Consider the following 5,892-nt stretch of genomic DNA (forward strand, 5'->3'; position numbering starts at 1 on the left):
CGGGGCGGCGGCTCCCGCCCGGCGAGCCGGTACGAGGCGGGGCTTCTCCGAGCCGGGGCCCTCTTGACACCCCCGCCGGGCGCCGTTTGGATCGGGGCATGGATCTGCGCACGGTTCTGACGCGGCGTCGCCACGTGGACCTCGCCCGGGTGTCGAGCGCGGCGTGTCGCGCCACCACGGGCGGTACGCGCACGGGCCGCACACGCTGAGCGGCGCCCCGTACCGCTCCCGGCCCCGTACCGCCCTCCCCCCTCGCTCACCCGTACGGCGTCGTGCCGCGCCCCATCGAGCCCGCGCGCCGTGCTCCTCCTCGCACGCCCCGGCGGGTCCCGCCGTGCCGAACGGAGCTTTCCCGTGCCCCTGACCTTCCACTGGTTCCTGCCCACCAACGGCGACAGCCGCGAGGTCGTCGGCGGCGGCCACGGCACGCCCGTGACCGCGAGCGGCGGCGACCGCCCGCCGTCCGTCGGGTACCTGAGCCTCATCGCGCGCTCCGCCGAACAGCTCGGTTTCGAGGGGGCGTTGACGCCGACCGGCACGTGGTGCGAGGACGCGTGGCTGACGACGGCGATGATCAGCCAACACACCGAGCGCTTCAAGTTCCTCGTCGCCTTCCGGCCCGGCACGCTCTCGCCGACGCTCGCCGCACAGATGGCCGCCTCCTACCAGTGGCAGTCGGGCGGGCGGCTGCTGCTCAACGTCGTGACCGGCGGCGAGAGCGCCGAGCAGCGCGCGTTCGGGGACTTCCTCGACAAGGAGGGCCGCTATGCGCGGACGGACGAATTCCTGCATGTCGTGCGGAAGTTGTGGCGCGGGGAGCGCGTGGACCACGCCGGGGAGCACCTCACCGTAGAGGGCGCGCGCCTCGGGCGGCTCCCCGACCCCGTACCGCCCGTGTACTTCGGCGGCTCCTCACCCGCCGCGCTGCGCGTCGCGGCGCGGCACGCGGACGTGTACCTCACGTGGGGCGAGCCGCCCGCAGCCGTCGCGGAGAAGATCGGCGCGGTACGGGAGTTGGCGGCCCGCGAGGGGCGTGAGGTGCGCTTCGGCATCCGGCTGCACACGCTCTCGCGGGACCGCTCGGCGGACGCGTGGGCGGAGGCGGCGCGGCTGCTCGACGGGATCGACGACAAGGTCGTCGAGGACGTCCAGCGGGGGCTGGGGCGCAGCGAGTCGGAGGGGCAGCGGCGGATGCTCGCGCTGCACGGCGGGCGGCGGGACGCGCTGGAGATCCACCCGAACCTGTGGGCGGGTGTGGGGCTCGTGCGGGGCGGCGCGGGCACCGCGATGGTCGGCTCGCACGAGGAGGTGGCCCGGCTCGTCGAGGAGTACCACGCGGTGGGCATCGACGAGTTCGTCCTCTCCGGCTACCCGCACCTGGAGGAGGCGTACCGGTTCGGCGAGGGAGTGCTGCCGCTCCTGGAACGCCGGGGACTGTGGCGGGCACCCGGCGCCGCCACGACCGGCACCCGCTGACGGCCGGCCCGCGGCACGGCGGGTGGTCCCCGCCCATGCCCGCGGTGGGTGAGCGGGTCGTGCGGCGGGTCGGCTCCCCGTCGTGGAGGACGAGCGGAGAGCGGCCGACAGCCGTGTGCCTTCACGTTCCCTCGTTGCCGCGCAATTCCTCCACCGCGGTCCGGGCCGCGGCGCCGATGACGGCATCGGCGCGCGGGAGCCTGCTGTCGGCGCGGGCCGCCTGGGTGAAGACCACCGCGGTGTACGCGCTGCCGTCGGCCAGCTCGACCACGCCGACCTCGTGCCGCATCGAACCGAACGTGCCGGTCTTTCCCGACACGGTGACGTCGTCGTGGGGAAAACCCGAGGCGAGCCTGTGGCTCCACGGCTGCCGGCCCATGACGTCGCGCATGAACGCGCAGCCGGCCGCGGAGGCCGCCCGGTCGGTCCAGATGGCCCGCAGCATCCGTGCCATGTCCGCGGGTGTGGAGGAAGCTTTCCGCAGCGGGTTGTAGACGTCCTCGGGCACCGTGGTGTCGTTGTCCGAGAGGTGTCTCATCGCGGCGCTCAGCGACGGGGCGCCGGTCTCCGTCACCAGCCGTTCGAAGGTGGTGGCCGCACCACCGCGGATATGCGTGTCCGGCATACCGAGGCTTTGGCACACCGCCTCGACCGCCGTGGTGCCGACCCAACGCTGCACCACGTGGGCGGCGGTGTTGTCGGAGATGGTCATCATGAGGACGACGAGGTCGCGCAGCGACATGGTGACCTCGTCCTGGAGGAGGGAGACGCCGGTCGGTCCGGGAATCCGGTCCGCCGCGCCGAGGGTCACCCGCTGCCGGGGGTCGATGGCCCCGCTGTCCGTCAAGCGGCAGAAGGCCACCATCAGGGGCACCTTGTAGACGGAGCCCACGGGCACCGGTTCGTCGGGGTCGACCGTCACGCAGGCGGCCGGTCGGCGCAGTTCGGCCACGTGCAGCCAGCCGCGGACCCCGGCGTCCGCGAACAGGTCGCGAATCCTGTGCCGTGCGTTCCCCTCCCACCTGGCCCCGCTCACTGCGCGGCCTGCCGGGCCAGTTCCCGGACGAGCAGTTGCGCCGTCCGCCCGGTGGTCTCGTGGTCCGGCCGTCGGGAGTCCCACACCACCCGCAGCCGGAGGGGCAGCGGTGGATCGAGCGCTTCCGCGCGTTCGACGCCGTCGGCGGTCAGCATGCGGTCGGCCGTGACCATGACCGCCTGGCCCGCTGCCACCAGCGCCAGCCCGGCCAGCTCGTCGGAGACCGGCACGGTCTCCACCCGACGGCCCCTGCTGGCCAGGGTGTCGACGAACAGGTCGTACGCCGCAGGGGCCTCCTCGCGGGGGCGCACCGCCACGGGCAGGTGCCCGGGACCGTGCCCGGGACGACGTCGTGGTCCGCCGGAGTCGTCCACGGGCCTGAGGAACCAGGTCGGCAGCAGCACCACCGGGCCCGCGGCCAGGCTGTGCAGTACGGACGGATGCCGGATCACGGCGATGTCGAGCCGCCCCGCGGCCGTCTCGGTGAGCAGGGTGGCGGTCGGGGCGGTCAGCACGCTGAGGCGATGGTGTTCCGGGGCCTGGGTGGTCGCGGCGGCGATCGCCGCCGCGACGTGGGCGGGTACCTCGTGCGCCAGACCGACCCGGAGGCGGCGGCCGTCGGACCGTTCCCGCGCCCCTGCCTGGCGAAGCTCGGTGAGCGCGGCCAGCGCCCGGCGGGCATGAGGCAGCAGCAGAACCCCCTCCTCCGTGAGCGTCACGCCTCGTGTGCGGTCGAACAGGCGCACACCCAGCAGCGTTTCCAGTCGGCGCAGCCCCTGCGACAGGGGCGGCTGCGTGATCCCCACGCGCTGGGCGGCGAAGCCGAAGTGTTCCTCCTCCGCGAGCGCGACGAAGATCTCCAGATGGCGTTCCGTCAGCAACCTGCCCCCTGACATGCGCGGATTCGGAAGGTGAATCGCCAGGCGGTCGAGAGTGTATTCGACCCTCTTCCGGAGTCGTGGTTTGACTGTGGGCATGGCACCGGGACGGCCCGGCGACGCCGGACGGGTGAGCCGGCAGCCGCCCGGGGCCTCCCACGACGAGAAATGAGGAACGCCGATGCACAGGACCGCCGCCCGGCCCTCCCGCCGGACCGTACTGACACTCGCGACCGGGACAGCACTGACCGCCCTGGCGACGACGCGCGGCACGGCGTACGCCGCCGCCCCCGGCGACACGCTCGTCAGCCGGTTCCGGGCGCTCGAAGGGGAGTACGCGGCCCGGCTCGGAGTATTCGCGCTGGACACGGCCACCGGAAGGACGGTGTCGTATCGCGCGGACGAGCGCTTCCCCATGTGCTCCGTGTTCAAGGGGCTGGCCGCCGCGGCGGTCCTGCGGGACCTCGACCGCGAGGGCGAGTTCCTGGCCGTGCGCGTCCGCTACACCGCCGAGTTCACCCGGACCTCGGGCTACGCCCCGGTCACCGGGCTGCCGGAGAACCTCGCGAACGGCATGACGGTCGCGCAACTGTGCGCCGCGGCGGTCTCCTTCAGCGACAACGCCGCGGGCAACCTCCTGCTGCGCGCGCTGGGCGGCCCCACGGCGATCACCCGCTTCTGCCGATCGTTGGGGGACCCGACGACCCGCCTCGACCGCTGGGAGCCCGAGCTGAACTCCGCGGAACCCTGGCGGGACACGGACACCACCAGCCCGCGGGCGATCGGCCGGACGTACGCGCGTCTCGTCGTCGGCCGGGCTCTCACGCCCGGCGACCGCGAGAAGCTCACCGGATGGCTGGTCGCGAACACCACCGACGACGAACGCTTCGGGTCGGGCCTGCCCGCCGACTGGGTCCTGGCGGACAAGACAGGCGGTGGGGCCCAGTACGGGGTCGCCAACGACGTCGGCGTCGTCTGGCCCCCGGACCGCGCTCCGCTGGTGTTGTCCGTGCTCTCCACCAAGTACGACCCCGCCGGACCGACGGACAACCCCCTCGTGGCCAGGACGGCCGCCCTGGTGGCCGAGGCGCTGACCTGACGGCACCCGCCGGCTGAAGCTCCGGTTGGAGGCCCCGATCCCGAGAACGCCTCGGGTCCGGTATCGGACGTCTCCGACACCGGCCCTGAGCCGCGACTGTCTCCCGTCGGGACGGCAGACTCCGAACCTGCGCCCCTTGACACCCGGGATCACGTGGCATCCCCTCTGCCCTGCTGTGGGGTCGCGCCTCAGAGCTGCGGCAGCGCGGGCAGACCGGAACTGCGCCTGCCCACCCGCGGGGGCAGCCTCGATCGGAAGACGGCTGCCCCGCCGACGTCGTCGTCTTCGCCCACCTGACCGCTACGAGAAGGCGTGACGGCGTCAGGCGCGGGGGTACCCCAGCATCGAGTGGGTCACCGCGCCCTCGGTGCCCGTCGTGTAGTAGTGCTCGACGGCGCCCGAGAAGCGGGCCGCGTCGCCGGGGGCGAGAGGGTACGGCGTCTCGTCGGCGACGAGTGTGACGTGCCCGGTGACCACCATCACGTACTCGACGGACCCCGTGCCGTGCGTGCTGGCCTGGCTGCGGCTGCGGGGCGGCAGGACCGTGCGGTACAGCTCGGTCCTGCCGTGCTCGTGGCTGGAGAAGAGGAGGTGCACCGAGATCTCGTCGTCCGGCACGGCGAGTTCGGCGGCGCGCACGATCTCGGGGCGGGGCAGCGGGCGGCGCAGGAGTTCGGCGCTGCTCGTGTCGAGGGCTTCCGCGATCCGCACGAGGACTTCGACGGTCGGGTTCGCCTCGGCGCGCTCGATCTGGGAGAGCAGTGCCTTGCTGACGCCCGTCGTCGCGGAGAGTTCGCGCAGGCTCAGGCCCCGGGCCAGGCGGAGCCTGCCGAGGTTCCCCGCCAGCGCGGAGCGCACGCCCGCGACGGTTCCGGGAGCTTCCGCGCCGCTCCGGGCGCGCGGCGGCCTGGGGGCCGAAGCTGCCGTGGTTCCGCTCACCGTCTCCTCCTCCGGGCGGGGCCGCCTCACTCTATCGGGCTCGTGGCGGGCCGTCAGCCTGCGGCTTCTGCGGCCGGAGCGGGCAGGTCCCCCTCCTCGGGCAGCGCGGCGAGCATCCTGCGCGTCCACGCGTGCGCGGGCGTGTCGAGGACCCGCGCGGTGTCGCCCTCCTCGACGAGCCTGCCCCGGTACATGACGGCGACCCGGTCGGCGATCTGCCGGACCACGCCGAGGTCGTGGGTGATGAAGAGGATCGCGAAGCCCTCCGCGCGCTGGAGTGCGCGCAGGAGGTTGAGGAGCTGGGCCTGTACGGAGACGTCGAGCGCGGCGACGGCCTCGTCGCACACGAGGAGCCGGGGCCTGGTCGCGAGGGCGCGGGCGATCGCGACACGCTGCCGCTCGCCGCCGGAGAGCGCGGCGGGCCTGCGCGCGGCGTACGCGGCGGGCAGGCCGACCAGCGCGAG

At 73.9% G+C, this 5,892-nt stretch carries 6 protein-coding genes; 2 read left to right on the top strand and 4 right to left on the bottom strand.

Annotated features, from left to right (window positions below; translation table 11 throughout):
* Positions 1–354: 354 nt before the first annotated feature.
* Positions 355–1,476, top strand: a complete 1,122-nt coding sequence (locus G3I42_RS28030; protein WP_164290537.1) for an LLM class flavin-dependent oxidoreductase — start codon at positions 355–357, stop codon at positions 1,474–1,476.
* Positions 1,477–1,597: 121 nt separating this feature from the next.
* Here the strand turns inward: G3I42_RS28030 and G3I42_RS28035 are convergent, their stop codons facing one another.
* Together G3I42_RS28035 and G3I42_RS37910 are read right to left on the bottom strand one after the other, a co-directional pair.
* The gene (locus G3I42_RS28035) at positions 1,598–2,512 is read right to left on the bottom strand and encodes a serine hydrolase (protein ID WP_343244690.1); all 915 of its coding nucleotides are present in this window, start codon (positions 2,510–2,512) and stop codon (positions 1,598–1,600) included.
* Positions 2,509–3,408, bottom strand: coding sequence for a LysR family transcriptional regulator (locus G3I42_RS37910; RefSeq protein WP_239096724.1), 900 nt, complete (start codon positions 3,406–3,408; stop codon positions 2,509–2,511). Before G3I42_RS37910 ends, G3I42_RS28035 begins: the two co-directional genes overlap by 4 nt.
* A 163-nt stretch (positions 3,409–3,571) precedes the next feature.
* Between G3I42_RS37910 and bla the strand changes: the two genes are divergently transcribed.
* A complete protein-coding gene (bla, locus tag G3I42_RS28045; protein ID WP_164290540.1) occupies positions 3,572–4,489 on the top strand; it encodes a class A beta-lactamase in 918 nt (305 codons plus the stop codon).
* Between the two features lie 321 nt (positions 4,490–4,810).
* Here the strand turns inward: bla and G3I42_RS28050 are convergent, their stop codons facing one another.
* Together G3I42_RS28050 and G3I42_RS28055 are read right to left on the bottom strand one after the other, a co-directional pair.
* Complete coding sequence (locus G3I42_RS28050; protein WP_164290542.1) at positions 4,811–5,347, bottom strand: XRE family transcriptional regulator; 537 nt, start codon at positions 5,345–5,347, stop codon at positions 4,811–4,813.
* 134 nt (positions 5,348–5,481) lie between these two features.
* The coding region (locus G3I42_RS28055) for an ABC transporter ATP-binding protein (protein WP_164290544.1) at positions 5,482–5,892 on the bottom strand (411 nt) is incomplete at its 5' end.

The sequence above is a fragment of the Streptomyces sp. SID11385 genome (assembly GCF_010548245.1).
Lineage (GTDB): Bacteria > Actinomycetota > Actinomycetes > Streptomycetales > Streptomycetaceae > Streptomyces.

Excerpts from the sequence above, each read along its gene's own strand:
- G3I42_RS37910 (WP_239096724.1), bottom strand. The coding sequence starts at position 3,408 with ATGTCAGGGGGCAGGTTGCTGACGGAACGCCATCTGGAGATCTTCGTC.
- bla (WP_164290540.1), top strand. The coding sequence starts at position 3,572 with ATGCACAGGACCGCCGCCCGGCCCTCCCGCCGGACCGTACTGACACTC.